The sequence below is a fragment of the Streptomyces sp. NPDC107559 genome, from assembly GCF_055657365.1.
The window spans coordinates 966,940-989,304 of the sequence record NZ_JBVKBD010000002.1; the positions used below are offsets into that span (position 1 = coordinate 966,940).

18 protein-coding genes and 1 pseudogene are annotated in these 22,365 nt (G+C 72.1%); 6 read left to right on the top strand and 13 right to left on the bottom strand.

The window, feature by feature from the left end; genetic code table 11:
• Positions 1-6: 6 nt before the first annotated feature.
• Positions 7-819 (top strand): PaaX family transcriptional regulator, encoded by an 813-nt coding sequence (locus ACZ7OY_RS10680; protein ID WP_471911054.1) that lies wholly within the window; start codon positions 7-9, stop codon positions 817-819.
• Positions 820-902: 83 nt separating this feature from the next.
• On the opposite strand, the gene ACZ7OY_RS10685 is transcribed toward ACZ7OY_RS10680, so the two are convergent.
• Both ACZ7OY_RS10685 and ACZ7OY_RS10690 read right to left on the bottom strand, forming a co-directional pair.
• Entirely contained in the window at positions 903-3,257 is a 2,355-nt protein-coding gene (locus ACZ7OY_RS10685; protein ID WP_471911055.1) for a bifunctional salicylyl-CoA 5-hydroxylase/oxidoreductase, read from the bottom strand.
• An 8-nt stretch (positions 3,258-3,265) separates the two neighbouring features.
• Positions 3,266-4,093, bottom strand: a complete 828-nt coding sequence (locus tag ACZ7OY_RS10690; RefSeq protein WP_471911056.1) for an enoyl-CoA hydratase family protein — start codon at positions 4,091-4,093, stop codon at positions 3,266-3,268.
• A 351-nt stretch (positions 4,094-4,444) separates the two neighbouring features.
• Here ACZ7OY_RS10690 and ACZ7OY_RS10695 point away from each other — a divergent pair, with 351 nt between their 5' ends.
• Positions 4,445-4,897, top strand: a complete 453-nt coding sequence (locus tag ACZ7OY_RS10695) for an ATP-binding protein (protein ID WP_471911057.1) — start codon at positions 4,445-4,447, stop codon at positions 4,895-4,897.
• On the opposite strand, the gene ACZ7OY_RS10700 is transcribed toward ACZ7OY_RS10695, so the two are convergent.
• From ACZ7OY_RS10700 to ACZ7OY_RS10710, 3 genes are all read right to left on the bottom strand, one after another.
• Entirely contained in the window at positions 4,866-6,368 is a 1,503-nt protein-coding gene (locus ACZ7OY_RS10700; RefSeq protein ID WP_471911058.1) for an amino acid permease, read from the bottom strand. The two genes, ACZ7OY_RS10695 and ACZ7OY_RS10700, sit on opposite strands and share 32 nt — an antisense overlap.
• Before the next feature lie 182 nt (positions 6,369-6,550).
• A complete protein-coding gene (argF, locus tag ACZ7OY_RS10705) occupies positions 6,551-7,561 on the bottom strand; it encodes an ornithine carbamoyltransferase (RefSeq protein ID WP_471911059.1) in 1,011 nt (336 codons plus the stop codon).
• A gap of 154 nt (positions 7,562-7,715) precedes the next feature.
• Positions 7,716-8,939, bottom strand: coding sequence for an arginine deiminase (locus ACZ7OY_RS10710; protein WP_471911060.1), 1,224 nt, complete (start codon positions 8,937-8,939; stop codon positions 7,716-7,718).
• A gap of 134 nt (positions 8,940-9,073) precedes the next feature.
• On the opposite strand from ACZ7OY_RS10710, the gene ACZ7OY_RS10715 reads away from it, so the two are divergent.
• Together ACZ7OY_RS10715 and ACZ7OY_RS10720 are read left to right on the top strand one after the other, a co-directional pair.
• The gene (locus tag ACZ7OY_RS10715) at positions 9,074-10,144 is read left to right on the top strand and encodes an SPFH domain-containing protein (protein WP_384724036.1); all 1,071 of its coding nucleotides are present in this window, start codon (positions 9,074-9,076) and stop codon (positions 10,142-10,144) included.
• On the top strand, positions 10,141-11,046 hold the full coding sequence (locus ACZ7OY_RS10720) for a hypothetical protein (protein WP_471911061.1): 906 nt from the start codon (positions 10,141-10,143) through the stop codon (positions 11,044-11,046). The genes ACZ7OY_RS10715 and ACZ7OY_RS10720 overlap by 4 nt, the downstream gene beginning before the upstream one ends.
• Positions 11,047-11,121: 75 nt before the next feature.
• Here the strand turns inward: ACZ7OY_RS10720 and ACZ7OY_RS10725 are convergent, their stop codons facing one another.
• From ACZ7OY_RS10725 to ACZ7OY_RS10735, 3 genes and pseudogenes are all read right to left on the bottom strand, one after another.
• Complete coding sequence (locus tag ACZ7OY_RS10725) at positions 11,122-13,665, bottom strand: polynucleotide kinase-phosphatase (protein WP_471911062.1); 2,544 nt, start codon at positions 13,663-13,665, stop codon at positions 11,122-11,124.
• Positions 13,662-15,131: a 3' terminal RNA ribose 2'-O-methyltransferase Hen1 gene (locus tag ACZ7OY_RS10730; RefSeq protein WP_471911063.1), complete on the bottom strand. Its 1,470-nt coding sequence runs from the start codon at positions 15,129-15,131 to the stop codon at positions 13,662-13,664. Before ACZ7OY_RS10730 ends, ACZ7OY_RS10725 begins: the two co-directional genes overlap by 4 nt.
• A 317-nt stretch (positions 15,132-15,448) precedes the next feature.
• Positions 15,449-15,772: pseudogene (locus ACZ7OY_RS10735) on the bottom strand (LLM class F420-dependent oxidoreductase); the annotation flags it as partial.
• Positions 15,773-15,939: 167 nt separating this feature from the next.
• On the opposite strand from ACZ7OY_RS10735, the gene ACZ7OY_RS10740 reads away from it, so the two are divergent.
• Positions 15,940-16,551, top strand: a complete 612-nt coding sequence (locus ACZ7OY_RS10740) for a hypothetical protein (protein WP_471911064.1) — start codon at positions 15,940-15,942, stop codon at positions 16,549-16,551.
• Between the two features lie 263 nt (positions 16,552-16,814).
• Here ACZ7OY_RS10740 and ACZ7OY_RS10745 read toward each other — a convergent pair whose 3' ends face one another.
• The 5 genes from ACZ7OY_RS10745 to ACZ7OY_RS10765 form a co-directional block, all read right to left on the bottom strand.
• Positions 16,815-17,402 (bottom strand): hypothetical protein, encoded by a 588-nt coding sequence (locus ACZ7OY_RS10745; RefSeq protein ID WP_471911065.1) that lies wholly within the window; start codon positions 17,400-17,402, stop codon positions 16,815-16,817.
• A 296-nt stretch (positions 17,403-17,698) separates the two neighbouring features.
• Positions 17,699-18,160 (bottom strand): DUF6099 family protein, encoded by a 462-nt coding sequence (locus tag ACZ7OY_RS10750; protein WP_471911213.1) that lies wholly within the window; start codon positions 18,158-18,160, stop codon positions 17,699-17,701.
• 198 nt (positions 18,161-18,358) lie between these two features.
• Positions 18,359-18,703, bottom strand: a complete 345-nt coding sequence (locus tag ACZ7OY_RS10755) for a nucleotide pyrophosphohydrolase (RefSeq protein WP_471911066.1) — start codon at positions 18,701-18,703, stop codon at positions 18,359-18,361.
• Positions 18,700-19,980: an AAA family ATPase gene (locus ACZ7OY_RS10760; RefSeq protein WP_471911067.1), complete on the bottom strand. Its 1,281-nt coding sequence runs from the start codon at positions 19,978-19,980 to the stop codon at positions 18,700-18,702. The genes ACZ7OY_RS10755 and ACZ7OY_RS10760 overlap by 4 nt, the downstream gene beginning before the upstream one ends.
• Before the next feature lie 74 nt (positions 19,981-20,054).
• Entirely contained in the window at positions 20,055-20,444 is a 390-nt protein-coding gene (locus ACZ7OY_RS10765; protein WP_351603005.1) for a cell division protein SepF, read from the bottom strand.
• Positions 20,445-20,690: 246 nt separating this feature from the next.
• Between ACZ7OY_RS10765 and ACZ7OY_RS10770 the strand changes: the two genes are divergently transcribed.
• Positions 20,691-22,358 (top strand): hypothetical protein, encoded by a 1,668-nt coding sequence (locus ACZ7OY_RS10770; protein WP_471911068.1) that lies wholly within the window; start codon positions 20,691-20,693, stop codon positions 22,356-22,358.
• Positions 22,359-22,365: the final 7 nt, after the last annotated feature.

Here is a 22,365-nt window from a genome sequence, read left to right on the forward strand (position 1 = left end):
CCTAAGATGATCAACGTGTCCGAGCAGCACGCCCCCCGGTCCCTCATCGTCACGCTCTACGGCGCGTACGGCCGCTTCATGCCCGGCCCGATGCCCGTCGCCGAGCTGATCAGACTGCTGGCCGCGGTCGGCGTGGACGCGCCCTCCGTGCGGTCGTCGGTGTCCCGGCTCAAGCGGCGCGGTCTGCTGCTGCCGGCCCGTACGGAGCAGGGCGCGGCCGGGTACGAGCTGTCCCCGGAGGCCCGGCAGATGCTGGAGGACGGCGACCGCCGGATCTACGCCACGGCCCCGCCTGCCGACGAGGGCTGGGTGCTGGCCGTGTTCTCCGTGCCGGAGTCGGAGCGGCAGAAGCGGCACGTCCTGCGCTCCCGGCTGGCCGGTCTCGGCTTCGGCACCGCCGCGCCGGGCGTGTGGATCGCCCCGGCCCGGCTGCACGAGGAGGCCCGGCACACGCTCCGGCGGCTGCACCTCGATCCGTACGTCGACTTCTTCCGCGGTGAGCACCTGGGCTTCGCGCCCACCGTCGAGGCGGTCTCCCGCTGGTGGGACCTGGCGGCGATCGCCAAGGAGCACGAGGAGTACCTCGACCGGCACGCGCGCGTGCTGCACGACTGGGAGCGACGGGCGGAGGCCTCGCCCGAGGCGGCCTACCGCGACTATCTGCTCGCCCTGGACTCCTGGCGCCGGCTGCCCTACACCGACCCCGGACTGCCCGTGCGGCTGCTTCCCGCGGACTGGCCGGGCGAGCGCTCGGCGGCGGTGTTCCGGGAGCTGCACGCTCGACTGCGGGACACGGGCGCGGAGTTCGTGGGCCTGTGACCGGCCGGGGGCCGCGGACCGCCACGGGGAGGTCCGCGGCGACGACGGGCTCCCCCGCCGCCCGGCGTTCGTTCCGTACGTCCTCAAGTACCTAGCGACAGACGGGGCTTGGGAGCGTCCGTGCGTCCGGTCCGCGGGGGCCGACTGCCCGCGCGGTAGGGGTCGGGCCAGGCGACGCCCGGACCCTCGTACCCCTGCTCGGCGGCGGCGTGCAACGTCCAGTGCGGATCGTAGAGATGCGGGCGGGCCAGCGCGACGAGGTCCGTACGCCCGGCCAGGATCAGGGAGTTGGCGTCGTCCCAGGAGGAGATCGCGCCGACCGCGATCACCGGGATGCCGACCTCGTGCCGGATCCGGTCGGCGAACGGCGTCTGGTACGACCGCCCGAAGTCCGGCTCCTCCTCGGCCACCACCTGGCCGGTCGACACGTCGATCGCGTCGGCGCCGTGCGCGGCGAAGGCGCGGGCGATCTCGACCGCGTCCTCGGCCGTGGTGCCGCCCTCGGCCCAGTCGGTGGCCGAGATGCGTACGGTCATGGGCCGTTCCTCGGGCCACACCCCGCGTACGGCGTCGAAGACCTCCAGGGGGAACCGCAGCCGTTTCGCGAGCGAGCCGCCGTAGGCGTCGGTGCGCAGGTTGGCCAGTGGGGAAAGGAACCCCGAGAGCAGATAGCCGTGGGCGCAGTGCAGTTCGAGCAGGTCGAAGCCGGCCCGGGCGGCACGCCAGGTGGCGGCCGTGAACTGCTCGCGGATGTCGGTGAGTTGCGCGCGGGAGAGCTGGCGCGGGGTCTGGCCGTCCGGCCGGTACGGCAGCGGCGAGGCCGCCACGATCGGCCAGTTCCCCTCGGGCAGCGGCTGGTCGATGCCCTCCCACATCAGCCGGGTGGAGCCCTTGCGACCGCTGTGGCCGAGCTGCACCCCGATGGCGGCGCCCGGCGAGCGCGTGTGCACGAAGTCGGTGATCCGCCGCCAGGCCTCGGTCTGCCGGCCGGTGTAGAGGCCGGTGCAGCCGGGGGTGATCCGGCCCGTCTCGCTCACGCACACCATCTCGGTCATCACCAGGCCCGCTCCGCCCAGCGCCCGGGCGCCCAGGTGGACCAGGTGGAAGTCGCCCGGTACGCCGTCGACCGCCGAGTACATGTCCATGGGGGACACGACGACCCGGTTGGGCAGGGTCAGGCCGCGCAGCCGGAAGGGGGTGAACATCGGGGGTGTGCCGGGCGGGCAGCCGAACTCGCGCTCCACGGAATCGGTGAAGTGGGCGTCGCGCAGCCGCAGGTTGTCGTGGGTGACGCGGCGGCTGCGGGTGAGCAGGTTGAAGGCGAACTGGCGCGGCCGCTGGCCGAGGTACAGGCCGACGTTCTCGAACCACTCCAGGCTGGCGCGAGCGGCACGCTGGGTGGAGGCGACGACGGGCTTGCGCTCCTGCTCGTAGGCGGCGAGGGCCGCTGCCGTCGTGTCCTGTTCGGTCAGGCAGGCCGCCAGGGCCAGGGCGTCCTCGACGGCCAGTTTGGTGCCGGAGCCGATGGAGAAGTGGGCGGTGTGGGCGGCGTCGCCGAGGAGGACGACGTTGCCGTGCGACCAGCGCTCGTTGACCACCGTACGGAAGGCGGTCCACAGGGAGTTGCGCGAGCGCAGCGGCCGGCCGCCGAGTGCTTCGGAGAAGATCTTGGCGCAGCGCTCGACCGACTCGCCCTCGTCGAGTTCGCCGAACCCGGCCGCCCGCCACACCTCTTCGCGCATCTCCACGATGACCGTCGAGGCGTCGGGCGAGTAGGGGTAGCCGTGCAGCTGCATCACGCCGTGCTCGGTCTCGGCGACCTCGAAGCGGAAGGCGTCGAAGGCGAAGTCCGCGGCGAGCCAGATGTAACGGCAGCGGTGGCCGGTCAGGCTGGGCCGGAAGACGTCGGCGTAGGCCTCGCGGGTGGTGCTGTGCACGCCGTCGGCGGCGACGACGAGGTCGTACGTCCGCGCCAGCCGGTCCGGGTGCGGCGCCTCGGTGCGAAAGCGCAGTTCCACGCCGAGCGAGCGGCACCGCTCGTGCAGGATCTCCAGCAGCCGGCGCCGGCCCAGTGCGGCGAAGCCGTGGCCGCCCGAGCGGTGGCGCACGCCCCGGTGCACGATGTCGATGTCGTCCCAGCGTACGAACTCGGCCTTGAGCGCCTCGTGGACCACCGGGTCCGCGTGCTCGATGCCGCCGAGCGTCTCGTCGGACAGTACGACCCCGAAGCCGAAGGTGTCGTCGGGGGCGTTGCGCTCCCACACGGTGATCTCCCGGGTGGGGTCGAGGCGTTTGAGCAGGGCCGCCGTGTACAGGCCGCCGGGCCCGCCGCCGACGACGGCGACCTTGCGGACCGGCCCGGTCGCCCCGCCCCTCGCCTCGGCGGTCTCCCTTCCGGTGGCCCCGCGGGGCGTCCCGTCGGCCGTCTCGCGCGTCATCGCGGTGCTCACCTGCCGCGCCACTTCGGCGCGCGCTTCTCGGTGAAGGCCGCGTGGAACTCGGCGTAGTCCTCGCCGTTCATCAGCAGGGCCTGGGTCGAGGCGTCCAGCTCCACCGCCGCCGCCAGCGGCATGTCCAGTTCCGCGGTGAGCAGTGCCTTCGTCTGGGCGTGGGCGAGGGCGGGGCCGTCGGCCAGCCGACGGGCCAGCGCTTGGGCGGCCTCGTCCGTGCGGCCCTCCTCGGTCAGCTCGCTGACCAGACCGATCCGCTCGGCCTCGGGTGCGCGCACCGGCTCGCCCAGCATCAGCAGCCGGGTCGCGTGTCCGAGGCCGACGATCCTGGGCAGCAGATAGGCCGCGCCCATGTCGCCGCCGGACAGGCCGACACGGGTGAAGAGGAAGGCGAAGCGGGCGGAGGGGTCGGCGACCCGGAAGTCCGCGGCGAGCGCGAGCACCGCTCCCGCCCCGGCCGCCACCCCGTGCACCGCCGCGATCACCGGGAACGGGCACTCCCGTACGGCCCGGACGACCTGCCCGGTCATCCGGTTGAAGTCGAGGAGCTGGGCGGTGTCCATCGCCAGGGTGGCGCCGATGATCTCGTCGACGTCGCCGCCGGAGCAGAAGCCGCGCCCCTCGCCGGCCAGCACCAGAGCCCGTACCGACCGCTCCCGGGACAGCTCCGCGAGCAGGTCGCGCAGGTCGGCGTAGGCGCCGAAGGTGAGTGCGTTGAGCTTGTCGGGGCGGGAGAGGGTGACGGTGGCGACGCCGTCGGCGTGCTCGACGCGCAGATGCCGCCAGTCCGGGGTGCGGGTGGCGGAGCCGGTGAAGGGACTCATGGGGCGGCCTCCTCGGGCGGGAGCGCGGGCACTGCCTGTCCGGTCTCTACCTCATGAAGCTATCACCGATATCTGACTGTCGTCACGAGTGCGCGATAGTCCGATGCGGTGTCACCGTGTGACCGGATCCCACCTCATCCGTCGCAACCGTCACGGTGGTCACAGAGAATCAATAGCGCGGTAACAATCGGGGCAGTCGTGGGAGACCGGCCGCCGGTCCGGGTAAGCCGCTCGTTGTCGGGGCACTGGCCCCGGGCGACGCCCGTCGTACGTACCTGACGGAGGGCGCCGTACCATTCCTGAGGATTGAAAGCAGGCCGGCCTGATGTCGATCACGAGGTGGCCTGCGCCATGAACGGACTCGCCTTGCAAGAACGCCCTTCCGCCTCCGCCTCCTGGCGCATCGCGCTGCCGCACACCGCCGCGGCCGTGCCGGTGGCCCGCGCCCTGGTCCGTACGGCGCTGGCCGAGGTGCCGCACGGCGCGGACAGCGACACGGCGGAGCTGCTCACCGCCGAGCTGGTGGCGAACGCCGTGGAGCACACCGCCGGGTCCGCTCCGATAGAGCTGGTCGTGGAGCTGCGGCCGTCCGGCTGCCAGGTCGAGGTGCACGATCCCGACCCGGCGCCGCCGCGGGATCTCACCCGGCCCGGCGTCGCGGCACCGGACCCGTGGCAGGAGCACGGGCGCGGTCTGCTGCTGATCCGCGCCCTGAGCTCGTCCTGCGGTCACCGCCCCACCGACTCCGGCAAGGCGGTCTGGTTCCGGCTGGCTACCGTGCCGCCTCAACGACGTCCGCGGTGACCTCGGCCGCCGGCACGCCGATCGGCACGACCTCCGCGGCCTCCGTGGCCGCGGGGGCCGCCGCGGTCGTGGCCAGCCGGGAGTGCCGGCGGCCGTAGGCGGCGTACACGCCGAGTCCGGCCGCGAGGAACGCGGCGAACTGGAGCCAGGTCGTCCAGCCCGTCTCGTACATCAGGTAGAGGCAGAAGCCGATGCCGAGCAGGGGCGCGACGGGGTAGAGCGGGACCCGGAAGGTGCGCTTGAGGCCCGGCTCGCGGCGGCGCAGCGCGAGGACGGCGAGGTTGACGACGGCCATGACGGCCAGGGTGCCGATGGTGCACAGGTTGACCACCGCGTCCAGCGAGGCGAAGGCCGCCGGGATCGCGAACACGACCGCGATGATCAGGGTGCCGGCCACGGGGGTCGAGGTCCGGGGCGACACCTTCTCGAAGACGCGCGGGACGAGCCCGTCCCGGGACATCGACATCAGGATGCGGCTCTGGCCGTACATCACCGCGAGCACCACCGAGGCGATGGCGACGACCGCGCCGAAGGCGACGACGGCGCCGCCGACCGTGGAGCCGGTGACCTCGTTGACGACGTACGACAGCGCGGCGGGCCGGCCGCCCACCTCGTCGGCGCCGATCGCGCCGATCGCGGCCAGGGCGACCGCGCAGTACAGCAGGGTCACCACGCCCATGCAGACGAGGATCGCCACCGGGATGTCCCGGCGGGGGTTCTTCGCCTCCTCGCCGGCCGTGGTGATCGCGTCGAAGCCGATGTAGGAGAAGAAGGCGGCCGTCGTGCCCGCGCCGATACCGCCGAGACCGGCCGGGGAGAACGGGGTGAGGTTGCCGTCCTTGAAGGCGCTGTAGCCGATGGCGCAGAACGCGAGCAGGATGGCGAGCTTGACCGCGGCCATGGCGGCGGTGGCGCGGGCGCTCTCGCGCACCCCGCGCACCAGCAGCACACAGGCCATCGCGATAACGATCACGGCGGGCAGGTTGACGACCCCGCCGTCGCCCGGCCCGGCGGACAGCGCGGCGGGGAGCTGGTGGCCGAACAGGCTGTTGAGCAGTTCGTTGACGTACTGGCTCCAGCCGACCGCGACGGCCGAGATGGAGATGCCGTACTCCAGCAGCAGGCACCAGCCGACCAGGAAGGCGGTGGTCTCGCCGAGTCCGGCGTAGGCGAAGGAGTACGACGACCCGGAGACCGGGATCGCGCCGCCCAGCTCGGCGAACGACAGCGCGGTGAACACGCAGGTGATCGCGGCGAGCACGAAGGAGACGACGACGGCCGGTCCGGCCTGCGCCACCGAGTCGGAGAGCCCGACGAAGATGCCGGTGCCGACGATCGCGCCCACACCGAAACAGATGAGCTGGAAGAGGCCCATGGTGCGCTTGAGGCCGTGGCCCGCGCGGTCGGCGCCGGATTCGGCGACGAGGAGGGCAGGGGACTTGATGCGAAGCTTGGTCGCGGGAGCGGGCATGCGGGTGGTGCTCGTTTCTGGTGGTGCGGGTGCGACCGCAGGGGTGCCCCCCACCCGGCCGGACCGGGAGTTCGGGGGAGGTCGCGCGACGGCCACGGAAGGGGTCATTCCGGGCCGCCGGTCAGAATAGGGGCAGATGAACCGGGGAGCGATGACGGGCGCCACAGGCCCTGGGACAGGTCCTAGCGGGCGAGAGTCGCGACCAGGATCGCCTTGATGGTGTGCAGCCGGTTCTCGGCCTCGTCGAAGACGACCGAGTGCTCCGACTCGAAGACCTCGTCGCTCACCTCCAGGTACTCCAGGCCGTGCCGCTCGTGGATGTCGCGCCCGACCTGGGTGCCCAGGTCGTGGAACGCGGGCAGGCAGTGCAGGAACCTCACGCCGGGGTTGCCGGTGGCGCGCAGCACGTCCATCGTCACGGCGTACGGGGCGAGGGCCTCGATCCGCTCGTCCCAGACCTCCTTGGGCTCGCCCATGGAGACCCACACGTCGGTGGCGACGAAGTCGGCGCCCGCGACGCCCTCCGGGACGTCCTCGGTGAGGGTGACCCGGGCACCGCTGGCGTCGGCCAGCTCGCGGGCCCGGTCGACGATCTCCTGGGCGGGCCAGTACGCCTTCGGCGCGACGATCCGTACGTCCATGCCGAGCAGGGCGCCGGTGATCAGATAGGAGTTGCCCATGTTGAAGCGGGCGTCGCCGAGGTAGGCGAAGGCGATCTCCGTCAGGGGCTTGCTGCTGTGCTCCGTCATGGTCAGCACATCGGCGAGCATCTGGGTGGGGTGCCAGTCGTCGGTGAGGCCGTTGTAGACGGGCACGCCGGCGTACCGCGCCAGTTCCTCGACACCGGCCTGGCTGTCGCCGCGGTACTGGATCGCGTCGAACATGCGGCCGAGGACGCGCGCGGTGTCCCGAACGGACTCCTTGTGGCCCATCTGCGAGCCGGACGGGTCGAGGTAGGTCGTCGAGGCGCCCTGGTCGGCGGCCGCGACCTCGAACGCGCAGCGGGTGCGCGTCGAGGTCTTCGCGAAGATCAGCGCGATGTTCCGGCCCTGGAGGTACCGCGTCTCGGCCCCGGCCTTCTTGGCGGCCTTCAGCTCGGCGGACAGCTCGATCAGACCGCGGAACTCGTCCTCGGTGAAGTCCAGCTCCTTGAGGAAGTGGCGGCCGGCGAGGGCGGTCGGGACTGTCGCCATGGGGGCGCTCCAACGGGTGCGGGGGCAGGGACAGGGACGGATGGAATTCTATACGAAATTCAGCATTTCTATACACGCCTTGTCCCGCACCCCGGTCCGCCCCCGTCCTGCCCCCTCCCGCGCCCCCCTCCCGCGCCCCCTTCCCACGCCTCCCCTATACGGCGTCCCGCTCCACCGGGCAGCTCATGCAGCGCGGCCCGCCCCTGCCCCGCCCCAGCTCGCTGCCCGGGATCTCGATCACCTCGATCCCCTGTTTGCGCAGATGGGTGTTGGTGGTGGCGTTGCGCTCGTAGGCGACGACCACACCCGGCTCGACCGCGAGGACGTTGCAGCCGTCGTCCCACTGCTCGCGTTCGGCGGCATGCACGTCCTGGGTGGCGGTCAGCACCCGGATCTCGCTCAGCCCGAGGGCGGCGGCGATCGCGCGGTGCATGTGCTCGGGCGGATGGTCGGTGACCTTCACCTCCTTCTCGCCGGAGCCCGGTTCGATGGTGTACGAGCGGAGCATGCCGAGTCCGGCGTACTGGGTGAAGGTGTCGCCGTCGACCATGGTCATCACGGTGTCGAGATGCATGAAGGCGCGCCGCTTCGGCAGGTCGAGCGCCACGATCGTGCGGGCGGAGCCGGCGGCGAACAGCTTGTGCGCGAGCATCTCCACGGCCTGGGGCGTGGTGCGCTCGCTCATGCCGATGAGCACGGCACCGTTGCCGATCACCAGGACGTCCCCGCCCTCGATGGTGGAGGGATAGTCGGCCTGCCCCTCGGACCAGAGATGGAACCCCTCGTCACGGAAGAGCGGGTGGTGCCGGTAGATCGCCTCGAAGTGGACGGTCTCGCGCTGCCGGGCCGGCCAGCGCATGGCGTTGATGGAGACGCCGTCGTAGATCCAGGCGGAGGTGTCCCGGGTGAACAGGTGGTTGGGCAGCGGACCGAGCAGGAAGTCGTCCAGCTCCATGGCGTGGAAGCGCACGGAGGCCGGCTCCTGGTGCGCCTGGAGGAACTCCCGCTTGGTCGCCCCGCCGACGAGGGCCTCGGCCAGCTCGCGGGCGGGCAGGGTCGCGTAGGCGGCGCGCAGGTGGTCGGTGGCGAGCGGGCCGTACTCCTTCTCGTCGAAGACGCGGTCCAGGACCAGCTCCCGGGCCTGCGGGATCGCCAGGGTCTCGGCGAGCAGGTCACCGAAGAGATGGACGACGACCCCGCGGTCGCGCAGCACGTCCGCGAACCCGTCGTGCTCGGCGCGCGCCCGGCGCACCCACAGCACGTCGTCGAAGAGGAGGGCGTCCTTGTTGCTGGGGGTGAGCCTCTTGAGCTCTAGATCCGGCCGGTGCAGGATGACGCGGCGCAGCCGTCCGGTCTCGGAGTCGACATGGAATCCCATGCCTCCATCCTGACCATCGCGGGCCGCCCTGACCCTCCCCTCCCAGAATTCCCCTCCCCTTCTTCTCGTCCCCTTGACGATAAACAGCCTCTCCGTTATCGTCTCGATGACGAGAAAACGGGAGGGGATCGACCATGGCCGACATCACCCGGCGCCTGGGCTGGCGCCATCTGCGCGGCGCGCCGACGGCGCACATCCGGTACCACCGCTCGGGCAAGCCCGTGCACGACGGCCCTGGACTCAGCTTCTGGTTCCGCCCGCTGACGGCCGCGATATCCGAGATCCCGGTCGACGACCGGGAACTGGCCATGACGTTCCACGCCCGCACCTCCGACTTCCAGGACGTCGCGGTCCAGGCGACCGTCACCTACCGGATCGGCGACCCGGCCGTCGCGGCCGCCCGCCTGGACTTCTCGATCGACCCGGACACCGGCGGGTGGCGGGGTGCCCCGCTGGAGCAGCTCGGCACGCTGCTGACCGAGACGGCCCAGCAGCACGCACTGGACGTACTGGCCCGTACGCCGCTGTCGTCGGCGCTGGTCGACGGGGTGGCGGCGGTGCGCGAGCGGATCGCGGCGGGGCTGGGGGCCGAGCCGCGGCTGCCCGCCACCGGCATCGAGGTGGTGGCCGTCCGGGTGATGGCACTGCGCCCGGAGCCGGAGGTGGAGCGGGCGCTGCGCACCCCGGCCCGCGAGCAGATCCAGCAGGAGGCCGACCGGGCGACCTACGAGCGGCGGGCCGTGGCCGTCGAACGCGAGCGGACCATCGCCGAGAACGAGCTGGCCAGCCAGATCGAACTCGCCCGCCGCGAGGAGCAGTTGGTCGACCAGCGCGGCACGAACGCGCGGCGCGAGGCGGAGGAGCACGCGGCCGCCGACGCGGTACGGGCCGGCGCGGAGGCGGCCCGTGCGGTCCGCCTGGCGGAGGCCGAGGCGGCCCGCACGGTCAAGCTCGCGGAAGCCGAGGCGACCCGTGCGGTACGGCTGGCCCGCGCCGAGGCCGAGGGCGCGCGCGAGGTCGGCGAGGCACGGGCGCAGGCCCAGGCGGCCTGGCTGCGGGTGCACGCCGAGGTGGACGTGGCCACGCTGCACGCGCTCACCGGGACGCGGCTGGCCGAGAACCTGCCGCGCATCGACAGCGTGACGGTGTCGCCGGACGTGCTGACGGGCCTGCTCGCCCGGCTCGGTTCGCAGGACCGGGAGTGAGCCTCGCCCCGCGCGCGGTGATCGTCCACCGCACCACGGAGTACGAGGAGTTGGTGGCCCGGCACGGCACGCACGGCCAGGCCGCCTTCTTCCTCGCCTCCCGCGGCCGTGACATCGAGGAGGTCGCCGAACGGCACCGCCGGACCCGGCGGGCCCTGGCCGAGGTCGCCGCGGCCGTACCGCTGACCTGGCGTCAGGCCCGGGTGGAGCGCGCCGACCTGGACCGCTTCCTGTTCGCGGCCGAGGACGTCGTCGTGGTGGTCGGGCAGGACGGGCTGGTGGCGAACGTCGCCAAGTACCTGGCCGGGCAGCCCGTGGTGGGCGTCGACACCGACCCCGGACGCAATCCGGGCGTGCTCGTACGGCACCGGGCGCGGGACACCGCCGCGCTGCTGCCGGCCGCCCTCGCCCGGGGCACCGGTTCCGGCACCGAGGAACTCACCATGGTCGAGGCCGTCGCGGACGACACCCAGCGGCTGGTGGCCCTGAACGAGATCTACCTGGGTGCGCCCGGTCACCAGACCGCCCGCTACCGTCTGGGGCTCGACGGCGAAAGGGGTGCCGTCGAGGCCCAGGCCTCCTCCGGTGTGCTGGTGGGGACCGGGACGGGGGCGACCGGCTGGCTCCGGTCGGTGTGGCAGGAGCGCGGGGCGGACCTGCGGCTGCCCGGCCGTACGGAGGAACGCCTGCTGTGGTTCGTCCGCGAGGCCTGGCCCTCGCCCGCCACCGGCACCTCGCTGATCGCGGGCGAGCTCACGGCCGACGGCCGACTGCGGATCACCGTCGAATCGGAGCGCCTCATCGCCTTCGGCGACGGCATGGAGACGGACTCGCTGGAACTGACCTGGGGACAGTCGGTGCGGGTGGGGGTGTGCGGGGAGCGGCTGCGGCTGGTGGGGTGAGCCGGAGCCACCCGGCGGGTGAGGCTCACCCGCCGGGCGTTCGGCCCCCACCCGCCACGACCGCGGCAGCACGGCTCACAGCCGCGGGTCCACCGGCTCCGACTCCAGGGCCAGCACTCCGAACACCGCCTCGTGCACCCGCCACAGCGGCTCGCCCTCCGCCAGCCGGTCCAGGGCCTCCAGACCGAGCGCGTACTCGCGGATCGCGAGGGAGCGCTTGTGGTTCAGGAACCGCCCGCGCAGCCGGGTCAGGTTGTCGGGGCGCGTGTACTCCGGACCGTAGATGATCCGCAGGTACTCGCGTCCCCGGCACTTGATGCCGGGCTGCGCCAGACGTCCCTCGCCGGTGCGCACCACCGCGCCGAGCGGCTTGACGACCATGCCCTCGCCGCCGCGGCCCGTCATCTCCAGCCACCAGTCGACACCGGCCCGTACCGACTCCGGGTCCCCGGTGTCGACGTACAGGCGCCGCGTGGTGCGCAGCAGTCCGGTGCCGTCGTGCTCGACGAGCCGGTCGAGCAGGGCGAGCTGTTCGTCGTGCGGGAGCGCGGCGAGGCTGCGGCCCTGGACGGCCAGGATCTGGAACGGCGCCAGCCGCACGCCGTCGAGACCGTCCGTGGTCCAGCAGTAGCGCCGGTAGGCGTCGGTGAACGCGGCGGCGTCCGCGGCCCGTTCACGCTGGCGGGCCAGCAGGCCGGTGACGTCGACGCCCCGGGCGGCCGCGCCCTCCAGCGCGGCCAGCGCACCCGGGAACACCGCCCCGGAGGCGGCGCCCACCGCCGCGTACTGGCTGCGCAGCAGTCCCTGCGCCTTCAGCGACCACGGCATCAGCTCGGCGTCGAGCAGCAGCCAGTCGGTGTCGAGCTCCGCCCACAGCCCGGCCGCGTCGACCGCCGACCGCAGCCGGCCGAGGACCGCCTCGGTGACCGAGGGGTCGTCGAAGAACGGGCGGCCGGTACGGGTGTACAGGGAGCCGGTCGGACCCGCCCCGACGCCGAAGCGCTTCTGTGCCGTCCCCGCGTCCCGGCAGACCAGGGCCACCGCCCGCGAGCCCATGTGCTTCTCCTCGCACACGACCCGCTCGACACCGTCCTCGCGGTACTGCGTGAACGCCTCGACGGGGTGCTCCAGATAGCCCTCGACGTGCGAGGTGGCCGTCGGCGCCATGGTCGGCGGGAGGTACGGCAGCAGCCGCGGGTCCACCGCGAAGCGGCTCATGACCTCCAGGGCGGCGGCCGCGTTCTCCTCGCGGACCGCCACCCGGCCGGCGTACCGGGTCTCGACCGCCCGGCGGCCGTGCACGTCCGCCAGGTCCAGCGGGCGTCCGTCGTGACCGCCCGGCGCCTCGCTGCGCAGCGGCTTCGTCGGCTCGTACCAGACCTGTTCGGCCGGTACGTCGACCAGTTCGCGCTCCGGCCAGCGCAGCGCGGTGAGCTTGCCGCCGAAGACGGCGCCGGTGTCCAGGCAGATGGTGTTGTTCAGCCAGGTGGCCGTCGGGACGGGCGTGTGGCCGTAGACCACGGCCGCCCGGCCCCGGTAGTCCTCGGCCCACGGGTAGCGCACCGGCAGGCCGAACTCGTCGGTCTCGCCGGTGGTGTCGCCGTACAGCGCGTGCGAGCGGACCCGGCCGGAGGTGCGGCCGTGGTACTTCTCCGGCAGACCGGCGTGGCAGACGACCAGCCGGCCGCCGTCGAGGACGTAGTGGCTGACGAGCCCGTCGATGAACTCGCGTACCTGCTGCTTGAACTCCTCGCTCTCGCCCGCCATCTGGTCGATCGTCTCGGCCAGGCCGTGGGTGTGCTGGACGTTGCGGCCCTTGAGGTACCGCCCGTACTTGTTCTCGTGGTTGCCGGGCACGCACAGGGCGTTGCCGGAGCCGACCATGGACATCACCCGGCGCAGCACACCGGGGCTGTCCGGGCCGCGGTCGACGAGGTCGCCGACGAACACCGCCGTACGGCCGTCCGGGTGCACGCCGTCGACATAGCCCAGCCGGGTCAGCAGGGACTCCAGTTCGGCCGAGCAGCCGTGGATGTCCCCGACGATGTCGAAGGGACCGGTGAGGTGGGTGAGGTCGTTGAACCGCTTCTCGGTGACGACGGCGGCGTGGTCGATCTCCTCCACCCCGCGCAGCACATGCACCTTGCGGAACCCCTCGCGCTCCAGGTGGCGCAGCGAGCGGCGCAGTTCGCGGATGTGGCGCTGGACCACCCGGCGCGGCATGTCCGCCCGGTCGGTGCGGGCCGCGTTGCGCTGGGCGCACACCTCCTCCGGGACGTCCAGCACGATGGCGATGGGCAGCACGTCGTACTTCCGGGCGAGGTCGATCAGCTGACGCCGGGAGTCCTGCTGCACGTTGGTGGCGTCGACGACCGTGCGCCGGCCCGCCGCGAGCCGCTTGCCCGCGATGTAGTGCAGGACGTCGAAGGCGTCCCGGCTGGCGCTCTGGTCGTTCTCGTCGTCGCTGACCAGGCCGCGGCAGAAGTCGGAGGAGAGGACCTCGGTGGGCTTGAAGTGGCGTCGGGCGAAGGTGGACTTGCCCGAGCCGGAGGCACCGATCAGGACCACGAGGGAGAGGTCGGTGACGGGCAGGGTGCGCCCCTGTCGGATCTCGGTCATGCCGCCTTCGCCTCCTTCTTGTCGGTGTCCCGCATCCGGAACACGGCCATCTGGGTCGGCGGCCCCACCTCGGGGTCGTCCGGTCCGACCGGCCTGAACTCCACTTCGTAGCCGTGCCGTTCGGCCACGGCGTGCGCCCAGGAGCGGAACTCCTCGCGCGTCCACTCGAAGCGGTGGTCGCCGTGCCGGACGTGTCCGGCCGGAAGGGTCTCCCAGCGGACGTTGTACTCGACGTTCGGGGTGGTCACGAGGACCGTGCGCGGACGCGCCGCGCCGAACACCGCGTATTCCAGGGCGGGCAGCCGGGGCAGGTCGAGGTGCTCGATCACCTCGCTCAGCACGGCGGCGTCGTACCCCTTGAGCCGGTTGTCGGTGTAGGCGAGCGAGCCCTGGAGGAGCTGGACGCGCGCGGCCTGCCGCTCGCCCATCCGGTCCAGCTTCAGCCGCCGGGCGGCGATGGTCAGCGCCCGCACCGAGACGTCCACGCCCACGATCTGCGTGAACCGCGGGTCCTTCAGCAGCGCCTGCACCAACTGGCCCTGTCCGCAGCCGAGGTCGAGGACCCGGGCCGCACCGGACTCGGTCAGCGCGGCGACGATCGCGTCGCGGCGCTGCACGGCCAGCGGGGTCGGCTTCTCCTCCGTCTCGGCCTCGGCCGCCACGGCGTTGTCGATCTCCTCGACCGCGCTGTCGTCGGCCTCCGCGAGCCGCACCAGCTCCAGCCGCTCCATCGCCTCGCGGGTCAGCGACCAGCGACGCGACAGATACCGGCTGGTGATCAGCTTCTGCTCGGGGTGGTCGGGCAGCCAGCCCTCTCCGACCCGCAGCAGCTTGTCGACCTCGTCGGGGGCGACCCAGTAGTGCTTGGCGTCGTCCAGGACGGGCAGCAGGACGTAGAGGTGGCGCAGGGCCTCGGCGAGGGTCAGCGTCTGCGAGGCGAGGACCAAGTGCACGTACCGCGAGTCACCCCACTCCGGGAACTCGCTGTCCAGGGCCACCGGCTCGGCGGTCACCGTCCAGCCGAGCGGCTCGAAAAGGCGTCCGACCAGGCCGGGGCCGCCGCGGGCGGGCAGCGCGGGCACCTCGATGCGCAGCGGCAGGGGCTGCCCGGCCCGCTCCGGGAGGGCGGTGCACACCCCGCGCATCGCGCTGGAGAACACCGCGCTCAGCGCGACCGCGAGCAGCGAGGAGGCCGCGTACGGGCGGTCGTTGACGTACTGCGCGAGCGCCGCGTCGGGTGCGCCGCCCCGCCCCTTGCCCTTGCCGCGCCGCACCAGCGCCACCGTATCGACCTCCAGCAGCAGCGCAGCCGTGCAGCGCTCGTCGTCCGCCTCGGGGTAGAGGACGTGCGCGGTGCCGTAGGACGTCGAGAACGCCTGCGATTTCCCCGGATGCTTGTGCAGCAGGAATCCGAGGTCGGTCGCGGGGCGCTCCTTGGTGCCGGTGGTGCTGATCGTCAGGAACATATGGTCGAGTCTCCCGGGCGAAACGGCTCGCGACCACCGGTTTTCCCACGCGTTTGGGCACCGGGGGGTGGCGCGTGGCGCCGGGCGGCGGCGAGTACGTGGCGACCGGCGTCCGCGGCCCGCGTCCGCAAGTACGTGGCGACAGGCGGCCGCGCGTACGTGGCGCCCGACGGCGGTGAGCGTGTGGCGCCCGGCGACGGCGAGCGTGTGGCGCCCGGCGACGGCGAGCGTGTGGCGCCGGGCGGCGGAGTCCACCGGGCCCGAGCCGTCGGGGGACGGCGTCCACGAGCCGTCCCCCGCCGGCCGCGCACACCCCACTACGACAACTGTGACTGCACCTGGGACGAGATCAGCTCCAGGTGATCCAGGTCGTCGAGGTCCAGCATCTGGAGGTACATCCGCCGGGATCCGATCTCCGCGTAGCGGCCGATCCGGTCGACGACCTCGGCCGGCGAGCCCGCCAGACCGTTGGCCTTGAGCTCGTCGACCTCGCGGCCCATCGCGGCGGCGCGCCGGGCGACCTCCTGGTTGTCCCTGCCGACGCAGACCACGAGGGCGTTGGAGCAGACGAGGTCGTCGGCCGACCGGCCGGCTTGCGCCGCGGCGGCCCGCACCCGGCCGAACTGCCGCTCGCTGTCCTCCCGGCGCTACCCGAGGAGATCGACAAGTCGATGCACCGGATTCACCTCACAAGCATCGATGTCAGTGGTCCCGCATAGGCTCCTCCTGCCCGTCAGGCATGATCGGATGTCGGCTTGCCGAGACGGACGCACCCCGTCCTGCTTCCGACAGTGAGGGTCCGCACGCCATGACCGACTATCTGCGAGCCGTGCTCGACATGATCGGCCCGCCCGAGAACCGCTACGCCGATCCGGCCGCCTGGGCCCGCCTGGAGACCGAACTCGGCACGGAACTTCCCACGGACTACAAGACCGTCGTCGACGCGTACGCGCCGATCCAGATCAACGAACACCTGTATCTGTCGCATCCGGCCACCTCTCGGTGGAACCTTTCGGAGTCGATACGCGACACCTCCCGGGCGTATGCCCAGAGCCGGTGGAAACGGGACTGGACGAACGATCCCGAGTCCGACCCCCGTCAGATCTGCGGACTGCAGGACCTCGCTTTCGGCACCCCACAAGGCCTGATTCCACTGGCTTCCACGGACCGGGGAGAAACCATCTTCCTGGCACCCCAGGTCCATGGCTTCCCCGGCGGCATGTGCGTCGCGTGCGGGGACGGAGACTGGGCCGGCTATCCGATGCCGTTCGCCGAGTGGCTCTACCGGTTCCTGATCGGAGAGGACATGGCGGGATACAAGAGCGCGGCGTACTACCCCGGCCCCGCGATGCTGGAGTACCTGCCGATGACACCCGACGAGCACCAACGCGTCAGTTACGGCCCGGACCGCGGCATGTAGACCGGACCCACCGAACGAGACGTCCCCAAGTCTTCGAACACGGCTCGGCTTGGACCAATCGTCTGCTCGCACGGATGAACTAGCCATGCGGCGCGACACGACGGCAGGACGGTCAGCCGCGTAGTCTGAACGCTTCCCACACTGGACGGACCAGTCATCTGCCGTTCCTGAGGAAGGGCACCTTGATCCATGTCAAGCCGTGTTCACAGGCCTTTCCAAGGCATGTTCAAGAAGTCGACCAGACTGGCAGAGCTGCGCCCCCATCAGCCGCGCTGAGAATCTCCCAGCACAGTGCTGCCGAGGTGTGCGGCGAGCTTCTCCGCCCGTGGAAGATCGCCCCCCTTGTCGACGTGGACGAAGACGGTGTGGTGCTCGGCAGGATGCGACCAGTCGACGTTGTCGCCGTTGAAGACAACCTCCACGCCGTCGTACGTGGCAGAGCCGTACGACTCCGTCTCCGCGTCGTCCGGCCATCTGCCGCCCCAGCCGATCGAGGCCATTCCCTTTCCCACGGCTCGCACGAACCGGTCCTCCACGGTGCCCGCTGGAACGTAGTGCATGAAAGCCAGAGGCAGTTCCGGCTCCAGTGCGGAGTTCTCCGCGGAGGTGATCACCAAGCTGAACTTCGCGAAGTCCTGTGTCACGGGGTCCATCCGGGAATGGACGTAGTTGTATTCGGCGTCGGGCAGCACCGCCGCCATCCGCCGCGTGTCCTCGACGGTCAGCAGGTCGGCCATCAGGGTCACCTCGTCGTCGTGCTCCTCCAGCAGGGCGTTCAGGCGCAGCGCCTGCGTCCATGCCTCGACGGCGTCGGTGGTACGGAAGACGGGATACGCCCGCGAGTTGCCCATGCGCCCCACTCTCACACGGAGCAAGGGATCCGCTGCGAGCGGCCTCCGCCTGGGCGTCCGGTCGGCTTCGGCCGTGCCAGGGGCTGTGAACGCGACTTGGTGATCCATGTCAAGCCGGGCTCACAAGCCTTTCCATGTCGTCGCTGCGCACTCGTCGGTACAGCCCAAACCGTCCGGCCGTTGATAGCAAAGACCTGGGGCATCCCCACATCGGTGAAGATGCGAAGATCCATACCTCCATCGTGCACTCCACGGGGCCCACCGGCCCCATCAGACCCACCGCCGGGCCTGCGACGTCAGCGCTCCGGCAGTACCTGGTCCCGGTCCGCCAGCTTGCGCAGCATCTCCCGGACCCGGTCCCGGGATTCGTCCGCCGCGTCGATCGCCTCCATGCACTGCCAGTACGTCCCCTCGTCGTCCGCACCGCTGGCGATGCCGACCAGGGCGATACCGACCTCGCCCAGCAGGACGCCGAGGTCGAGCAGCGCCTGACGGGCGTCGTCCAGTTCCGTCAGCTGAGCGGCACGCAACTCCCCGGGATCGAGTTCCGGCGCCTCAAGGACGCCACAGCCTCTGCCCGCGAGCTCGGTCAACCCCAGTGCCTCACCGCGCAGTTCGGGCGGACCCGAGACCGCCAGCCGGCTGCCGATCGCCTGTGCCAGGGCTTGGGCCTGCCACACCTCCGTCAAGATCTCCGGTACTCCGTTGCTCCCGGCGAGAGCACGTCTGCTCGTCAGGATGAGCCGCACCGCCTCCATGGCCTTCCCCCGTCCGCCGGGACGTGTTGTCAGCACGTCCGCCCGAACTTCGTTGTCCACTACCCAGAGTGAGGTGCCGTGGGACGAAAAGCCAGAGGAAGACGGAAATCTGCGGACAACAAATCGATTTCGAGCAGGCGAACAACTCCGGAGAGTGAAAGCGGATCGTGCGGCTCCTACAGCCGGGGGCTGCCGCGGTCACCGCTCCCCCGGTGCCGGGAACCGCCCCTCGTTCCGGTCGATCTTCGCGTCCAGCGCCGCCAGCGCGTCGATCCCGAGCACCTCGCACAGTTGCAGCAGATAGGCAAGCACGTCGGCGACCTCGTCCGTGACCCGGTGCGCGGTGTCCGGGTCGTCCATGACGCGCGCCGACTCCTCCGGTGTCAGCCACTGGAAGATCTCCACCAGTTCGGAGGCCTCCACGCTGAGCGCGGCGACCAGGTTCTTCGGGGTGTGGTACGGCTGCCAGTTGCGTACCGCCGCGAACTCGGCCAGTCGGCGCTGCAGTGCGGCCACGTCCAGGTGCTGGGGCTCTTTCGTCACGGGTCCAGATGTACCACCGTGACGCCCGCCGTCCCGACGGCCCACGAGGCGTCGCTCACCGTCCCGACGAAGCGCAGATGCCCGCTCCCGCCCGTCCGCGCCGCCAGCCGGAGCAGTTCGGCGCGCTGCCGCCCGTCCAGGTCCCGGTCGAAGCCGTCGGCGAGCACCGTGAGCGTCTGGAACGCGGCGGGCACCTCGCCTGCGGGGTCGACCTCGAGCACGCCGGGACCGGTCAGCAGCACCAGGGCGAGGGCGGCGTAGCGCAGTTCGCCGTCACCGAGCCGGCCGAGCCCGCTGCGGATGCCGTCGCCCCGGTCCAGCAACGCGTGGACCGTACCGCCGGACAGCCGTTCGGCGACGACCCCGGCGACGGGTCCCGCGCACCCGGCCCGGAGCGCCGCGACGAACTGCCCGTGCCGCCGCCCGCATTCGGCCTGGGTGCGCCACAGGACGTCGGCGAGGTTGGCGCAGTCGCCGAGCAGCCGTCCGGGACCGGACGGCACGGGGGTCCGCATCCGCTCCGGCCGGGGGTCGCAGGGGAAGACGGAGCGCAGCGCGACCACCATCTGTTCGGCGGCGGCGAGCACTTGGCGCTGTCCGTCCGTCTTGCCGGCCACCCGCAGCGGCAGCAGCGCGGTGCCGAGCCGGTCGTCCGGGAGCGGAGCACGGGTCACCGGCGCGGATCCGGCCGTGTGCCACGCGGCCTGCACGGTGCGCCGTCCGGGGTCGCGCAGGGCGGTCTCCAGCAGGACCAGCCCACCGGCCGTCAACCGCTCCCCGACGATGCGAAGTTCGGGCTCGGCCTGGACGGCCAGGTCGAGCCGGACCGGTCCCTGCGGCCCGTCCGCAGTACAGCCGATACGAAAGCCGCGGCGCCGCTGGGCGTCCGGCCGGGCCCGTTCGGGTACGCAGGCGGCCGGGTCGGCGAACACCTCGCCGAGTTCGGCGCCGCCACCGAGCCGGGCGAGTGCCTCGTAGGCCCGTAACGCCGTCGACTTGCCGCTGCCGCTCGGCCCGGCCAGGAGGGTGACCGGCCCCAGCGGGAATCCCGCGCGCCGATGACCCGCGAAGGCGGACAGCCGCAGTTCGGTCAGGTGCGGTCGGTCCACGAACCCCGCGGAGGGGCGGGCGGGCGGAGAAGGAAGAGAGCCCGCAGAGGAAGCGGAGGAGGCGGAGGAAGCGGAGGGCGTGGAGTCGACAGAGGGCGTGCGGGGAGCGACAGGAGCGGAGGGAGCGGAAGGTCCCGGAGGCAAGGACGGCAGGGAACGCGGAGCCATGTCCGGACCGTAGGACTCCGCGGCCGGCGGAACCGTTCCGCCCGAAACGTCTTCCCACGATCGGGGGACCGTTCTCAGTGCTCGGAGACGCCCGCGCCCTCCATGAGCCCGCTCACCTCGGTCCCCGGCGGGGTCAGCAGGAACACGTTCCGGTCGACCCTGTGCATCCCGCTCGCCAGACCGAAGACGACACCCGTGCTGAAGTCCAGCACCCGCTTGGCGACCTCGGTCTCCGCCCCGGTCAGATCGAGCAGCACCGGGATGCCCGACATCAGCGTCTCGGCGACCTCGCGGGCGTCGGCGAAGACACTGATCCTGAGGACGACGAACCGGCGCCGGGTCTCCGTCTCCGCGTCGGGCAGCGCCCGGTGGCCCACGGCGGACGGCCAGGCGTCCCGGCCTCTCAGCGGAACGACCTGGGCGAGACCCTCCCACTGTTCATCGGTGGCGTCGTAACGGCTCACCGGATCCCCCCGATCTCACTCGTAGTCGTTGCCTGCACCAGCCATTCTTACTCCAAGTCACCCGTTCGGCCCAACTACGACACGGTGCGCGACCGGTCGATTCCCCACGGGTGCGGCCTCTTACCGGCCTCACACCCGTCTCTTCACGTCCGGCGACCCTCCGCTCACCCGGGGCGACTACGGTCCAGTGGCGTGCACTTGGCAGAAAAACAGCTGGTGACACCGGGCCGGCGGACACAGTCGGCGGTGTCCGCCACTCCGGAGTCTCCCGCACCGTGGCACCGCGTACTCACCCTCCTGGCCGATGTGAGCCTCTTCATCGGAACCCGATCGGTGTGGACGAGCGCGGCGAGCCACCGCCTGGCCGTGGCCGCCGTCATCTCGGTCTGCTACGCGTCGATCCTGGCGTGCGGGGTGCTGGTGCTGGTGGTGCGCCGGACCCGGACGCTGGCCCGGGTGGACCTGTGCGTGCTGCTGACCGCGGTGACGCTCACCCTGTGCGCGTGGAGCATGAACCACGACGGCGGCGACGAGGCGGTGCTCACCACCCAGGCCGCGCGGGAACTGGCCGCGGGCCACGCCGTCTACGGGCAGCCCTGGCCGTGGCTGTTCACCCACGGGGTCGCGGTCACCCCGACGGTGACCGGCGGCTACGACTTCACGTACGGCTATCCGCCCCTCGCTCCGCTGCTGACCGCACCGCTGTTGTGGCTGGGACACGCCGGCACCCCGGCCACCGCCATGACCACCTGCGCGCTCATCGTCTCCGCGGCGACCACCTGGCGGATGCTGCCGGTGCCGTGGCGGTCGGCGGCGACCATGCTGTTTCTCGGCTTCGCCTTCCTGCCGTCGTACGCCCGGCTCGGCTATCCGGCGATCCTGGCCCTGGTCCTGCTGGTGCCGGTGGTGGTGCGCTGGCCGCGGATCGGGCAGGGCGGCCGGCTCGGGGCCGCGGGGATCGCCCGGGCCGCCTGTCTCGGCGCGGCCTGCTCGGCGCAGCAACTACCTTGGTTCCTCACGCCGTTCCTGCTGGCCGGGATCTACGCGGTGCGCCGCGGCGAACTGGGCCGGCGGGCGGCCACGGCCGTACTCCTGCGGGTGAGCGGGGTCGCCGTGGCCGTATGGCTGCTGATCGACACGTACTTCGTCGTGCGCGAGCCCGGCGCGTGGCTGGGCGGCATCGCTCTGCCGCTGACCCAGGGCGCGGTGCTGCACGGCCAGGGCCTGGTCGGTGTGTCGCTGTACCTGACCGACGGCAGCGACCGGCTCGACTGGTACGGGTACGCGAGCCTGCTGCTGGCCGCCGCGCTGCTCGCGCTGTTCGTGCTGTTCGTGCGGCGGCTCGGTCCGGCCGCCACCGTGCTGCCCTGGTGCGCGTTCTATCTGGCGACGCGCTCCCAGGACGGCTACTACCTGATGATGACGCCGCTGTGGCTGGCGGCCGCGATCACCGCTCCCCCGGCGGAGTTCACCCGCGCGTGGCAGCCGCGCCCGCTGCGCCGCCTGCCCGGCAGGCCGGCGCGGGCCGCCGTCGCGCTGCTCGTGCTCGCCCCGGCGCTGGTGTGCGCGCTCTGGGCGGCGACCGGGGCGCCGCCGCTGCGGATGCGGGTCATCGCGGAGCGGCGGGCCTCCGCGACCGTGGTGTCCCTGCTGCGGCTGCGCGTCACCAACACCGACGACAGCGCGCTCAGTCCGCACTTCACGCTGACCACGGGCCAGGGCATGAGCAAGTACTGGTCGATCACGCGGGGGCCGGCGACCCTGCCCGCGCACACCACGGCCGAGTACGAACTCCGCCCGCCCGCCGGCCGGTTCGCCCTCCCTCGACCGGGCGTACGGATCCGGTTGCGCGCCTTCACACCCGCGCCGCAGACCCTGTCGAGCACGGACGTACGGCTCACGCGGGGCGGGTGAGTTCGAG

Bases quoted from the DNA above. Each gene is read 5' to 3' on its own strand.
- ACZ7OY_RS10690 (WP_471911056.1), bottom strand. From the start codon at position 4,093: ATGAGTCCCTTCACCGGCTCCGCCACCCGCACCCCGGACTGGCGGCAT.
- ACZ7OY_RS10750 (WP_471911213.1), bottom strand. From the start codon at position 18,160: ATGGAGGCGGTGCGGCTCATCCTGACGAGCAGACGTGCTCTCGCCGGG.
- ACZ7OY_RS10685 (WP_471911055.1), bottom strand. From the start codon at position 3,257: ATGACGCGCGAGACGGCCGACGGGACGCCCCGCGGGGCCACCGGAAGG.
- ACZ7OY_RS10700 (WP_471911058.1), bottom strand. From the start codon at position 6,368: ATGCCCGCTCCCGCGACCAAGCTTCGCATCAAGTCCCCTGCCCTCCTC.
- ACZ7OY_RS10730 (WP_471911063.1), bottom strand. From the start codon at position 15,131: ATGTTCCTGACGATCAGCACCACCGGCACCAAGGAGCGCCCCGCGACC.
- ACZ7OY_RS10680 (WP_471911054.1), top strand. From the start codon at position 7: ATGATCAACGTGTCCGAGCAGCACGCCCCCCGGTCCCTCATCGTCACG.
- ACZ7OY_RS10715 (WP_384724036.1), top strand. From the start codon at position 9,074: ATGGCCGACATCACCCGGCGCCTGGGCTGGCGCCATCTGCGCGGCGCG.
- argF (WP_471911059.1), bottom strand. From the start codon at position 7,561: ATGGCGACAGTCCCGACCGCCCTCGCCGGCCGCCACTTCCTCAAGGAG.
- ACZ7OY_RS10760 (WP_471911067.1), bottom strand. From the start codon at position 19,980: ATGGCTCCGCGTTCCCTGCCGTCCTTGCCTCCGGGACCTTCCGCTCCC.
- ACZ7OY_RS10725 (WP_471911062.1), bottom strand. From the start codon at position 13,665: ATGACCGAGATCCGACAGGGGCGCACCCTGCCCGTCACCGACCTCTCC.
- ACZ7OY_RS10740 (WP_471911064.1), top strand. From the start codon at position 15,940: ATGACCGACTATCTGCGAGCCGTGCTCGACATGATCGGCCCGCCCGAG.
- ACZ7OY_RS10745 (WP_471911065.1), bottom strand. From the start codon at position 17,402: ATGGGCAACTCGCGGGCGTATCCCGTCTTCCGTACCACCGACGCCGTC.
- ACZ7OY_RS10695 (WP_471911057.1), top strand. From the start codon at position 4,445: ATGAACGGACTCGCCTTGCAAGAACGCCCTTCCGCCTCCGCCTCCTGG.
- ACZ7OY_RS10710 (WP_471911060.1), bottom strand. From the start codon at position 8,939: ATGGGATTCCATGTCGACTCCGAGACCGGACGGCTGCGCCGCGTCATC.